The organism is Candidatus Aminicenantes bacterium (assembly GCA_026393795.1).
Classification (GTDB): domain Bacteria; phylum Acidobacteriota; class Aminicenantia; order UBA2199; family UBA2199; genus UBA2199.
Map to the genome: position 1 here is coordinate 1 of JAPKZL010000215.1, position 3,367 is coordinate 3,367.

At 47.5% G+C, this 3,367-nt stretch carries 3 protein-coding genes; all 3 read left to right on the forward strand.

Going from position 1 to position 3,367, the window contains the following annotated elements; genetic code table 11:
• On the forward strand, positions 1–327 hold a 327-nt coding region (locus NTW95_10510; protein MCX6557844.1), incomplete at its 5' end, for a zinc-binding dehydrogenase.
• Between the two features lie 29 nt (positions 328–356).
• Positions 357–734, forward strand: a complete 378-nt coding sequence (locus NTW95_10515) for a hypothetical protein (protein ID MCX6557845.1) — start codon at positions 357–359, stop codon at positions 732–734.
• A 255-nt stretch (positions 735–989) separates the two neighbouring features.
• Positions 990–3,254, forward strand: coding sequence for a hypothetical protein (locus tag NTW95_10520; protein ID MCX6557846.1), 2,265 nt, complete (start codon positions 990–992; stop codon positions 3,252–3,254).
• The last annotated feature ends 113 nt before the right edge of the window (positions 3,255–3,367 follow it).

The window sequence follows — 3,367 nt, forward strand, 5'->3', positions numbered from 1 at the left end:
TTTCATCCGCTCGCTGATTACAAGCGGGCGCTGGCTCCCGGAGGGGCCTACGTTATGACCGGGGGCTCCATGCGGCAGATCTTCCAGGCCATGCTCCTGTCGCCCTGGTACTCCCTGACCGGCGGCAAAAAATTGGGGGGCATAACCGCCCACGCGAACCAGAAAGACCTGGTTTTTATGAAAGAGCTCATGGAAGCCGGAAAGGTGGTCCCGGTGATCGACAAGGTATACCCGCTGGCCGAAGTTCCCGAGGCCCTGCGCTATCTTCTTACTGGGCACGCCAGGGGGAAGGTGGTCATAAAAGTCGGAAGCGCCGGATCGCAATAAGGGAAAGACCTTTCTGACAGGGAGATGACATGGACATGACTCAATTCAAACTCATGATCGCCGGGCTGGGCTTTATCGTGATCTTTCTCACCGGCTACGGACTGAGGCGCCAGGGGCAGCCTTTCCCTGTCGTCGTCCTGACGGCCCACAAGCTGATCACGGTGGCCACGATTGCGTTCCTGGCCAAGACCGTCCTGGGAATGACCAAGCTCGCGCCGCTGAGCCAGGGCCAACCGACCGCCTGTATTATCACCGGGTTGCTCTTTATCGGCGCTGTCGCTACCGGCGGCATTTTGAGCGCGGCCAAGAACTTGCCGCCCCTCGTCCGCACGCTGCACTGGGTACTGCCGTTCCTGACCGCCCTATCCACTGCCGCTGCTTTATATCTCCTCTTGCGCAGAAAATAATGCTAGTCGAGAAGGTCTCACTCGGTGCTTGACTTCTTCACTTTGTCTGAAGGAATTGGGGTTGGATTAAAGAACGCAAATACTTTATAAAGGATTCAAAATGGGTTTTACTAAATCGAGAGAGAGCGGGGGACGGTGCTTGACTTTATGGAAGGAAGAGTTAAGAAAACTGGGATCAGGTCTTTCATTATGACTTTTCAAATTGAAACAATCTTGGTTGCAAGACCTGACCCTCAACTATTCCTAGGTGGTTTTATGAAGAAAAATGTTTTTTTCTTCAAACATGCGTTCGGCAAGGGCATGTTGGCCGCCATTATTTTTGTTTTTCTTGCCACTCCCATTTTTTCAACAATGATAAAATCAGAAACTGGCCAATGCCCGATCTGCGAACAAAAGAATAAATATTCCGTCTGGATGAGCGGTGGGTTTTATCATCATATTCATAATTTTTATCCATTCATGCATGTAAGTTTCACTTCGCTTTATTATTGTTCCAATTGTCATTTCACGATATTCAGCGGCGATTATCACGAAATTTTTGGAGAAGATTCATCACATGTGCAGGAAAAGTTGAAAGTGCCCGTCGCGGAAATCAAAACACTTCTAAAAAAACTGGACGAGAGGTTCGGCTTGAGAGCCGGTTCATTGCTCACCGAATCGCAAAAAATTGAATATTTGATCGAAATCTGTCGACCTTTCTATAAAAACTACAAGTTTTTAGTGGAGGAAATAGGGGAACAATTTTTTTTACAACTTGTCAATTTTACATTAGCCTATCGATGCGCTATTGAGGGTAGAAGGGAAAGAGCCGTAATAGCCGCTGATGCAGCACTGGTTTCTTTGACTTCTTCCTTGAATCGGCTTTCTCAACGCTCGCATGACGATTATTTTAATTATCAGAAGCTGTCGACCCTACTGAATATAGCGATTATGCACTATTGTGCTGACCGTGACGGCCGGGCCTTAGCCGCCTATCATAAATTGTTACGCGGTCTTCCGTATCTGAAGATAACGGAGGATTTAGAATTCAAATCGGATACATGGATGGTAGGCGGTTGTCTAGCGGTACAAAATTTTGTTACTACCGATGTTCTGTATATCATCACCGACAAGCTGCACTCGAAGAACCGCTCCCTGACGATCCCCGTCCGCCTTTATGGGATATATTTGCTCGTTCTTTCCAGCCTCCATATAAGTGAAACGATGTTTCTTTTGTTCGTCTTGTGCTGGGCGCTTGTTTTTTTAAGTGTTTTTTATCTTCTCAGGCAAACTCTCGCAGCGGAAAAGGTTGCCCGGCCTATATTTTCGATCTTGGCTTTTTGGGGATGCGCTCTATTGACCGCATTGATCATTTTTGTTTTTCAGCATTTTATCATCTCCTGGGCAACCATTCTGCCGGTTTTATTCGTTGAGGTTATGGTTCTGTTCATTGCTTTGTGTCTGGTTCTGATTTACTGGAGTATTCGTTTCTTTTTAAGGAAGATTATCCATATTCCCGATGTTCTCCATCCGCTATTGCCAAAGCTGGCGCTCCTAGTCGGCGGGCTGCTGATCGTCCTGTCCATTTTCATATCCTGGCGTTTTATAGCTTCTTCAGCAGTAGCTGTGACGGTTTTGCTCGTCGACATGTTCTGGGTGGCCATAATCATCGCGGCCGGGAAGAGCAACGGAAAGATGCTGCTGTCTGAGAAAAAATTTTCTGAATCGTTTTTGCCATGGCATATCCTGCGCCTGGGAGTCATCTTTTTCCCCATTGCTTATTTCCTGGTTCAGGGATTCATTTATTGGTGGGGTTCAACGATCACTTTCATATTTATGACCATATTGTGGTTGGGATTGACATTGGCGGCCGAAAAAGTCTTTTCTGGATTTGCATTTACACAATACGGTGCGCTTTTTTGCACTCCGGTCTGGTATTTCCTGCGCGCCGGGATCGTTTTTACCCCGTTCGTTTTCGGTTTGACCCAATGGCCCCAGGACAGCTTTTCGTGGCTTTGGAACCTGCAGTACAGGTTTAATCTGAATCTCGATCAAAATATCCAGCAAATAAAATCCGTATGGCACCATATAATCCTTTGGCCATACTACGGTTTTGGCGGCGACGAAATCCCCGCCCCGGCACTCCATCTGCTTCTTTCTTTGGCCGCGCTCGCGTTAATTCTTTTTTTGCTGATCGTTTTATACAAACGGTTAAAACTTTTCCGCCGACCTTTATTCTTGCTTCTGGCGGCGCTGCTCTTCGAATACGGTTTAGGTCGTCTTGCCGCCAATGGTTTTCCTCCGTTGTTTTATATCGTTTTGGCTATTGTTTGGTTCTTTTTTCTCCTGGTTTTGGAATATGTTTTTATCCGGGCAGCACCATGGGCTACGGGCGATGTGGGCTGGGCCAAACAATTGATCGGCAATCGCAGCTGGAAATATCTGCGGGTGCTGATCGCTCTCTCACCGCTGTTGATCGGCCCCCTCTCCGCCCCGGGTGGGAACCTGTTCCTGAAAGAACTGCTGACAAAAGTCTTCTGATTCCGTCGATATCCGGAAGCACCAGGCTCAATTCTAAGCTGGTAAGCTGGGGACGGTACTTGACTTTGTGACTTTGGGGGAAAAATTGGGAACGGTGCGTGCAATTATACATT

Coding starts and splice junctions, on each gene's coding strand:
- NTW95_10515 (MCX6557845.1), top strand. CDS start 357: ATGGACATGACTCAATTCAAACTCATGATCGCCGGGCTGGGCTTTATC.
- NTW95_10520 (MCX6557846.1), top strand. CDS start 990: ATGAAGAAAAATGTTTTTTTCTTCAAACATGCGTTCGGCAAGGGCATG.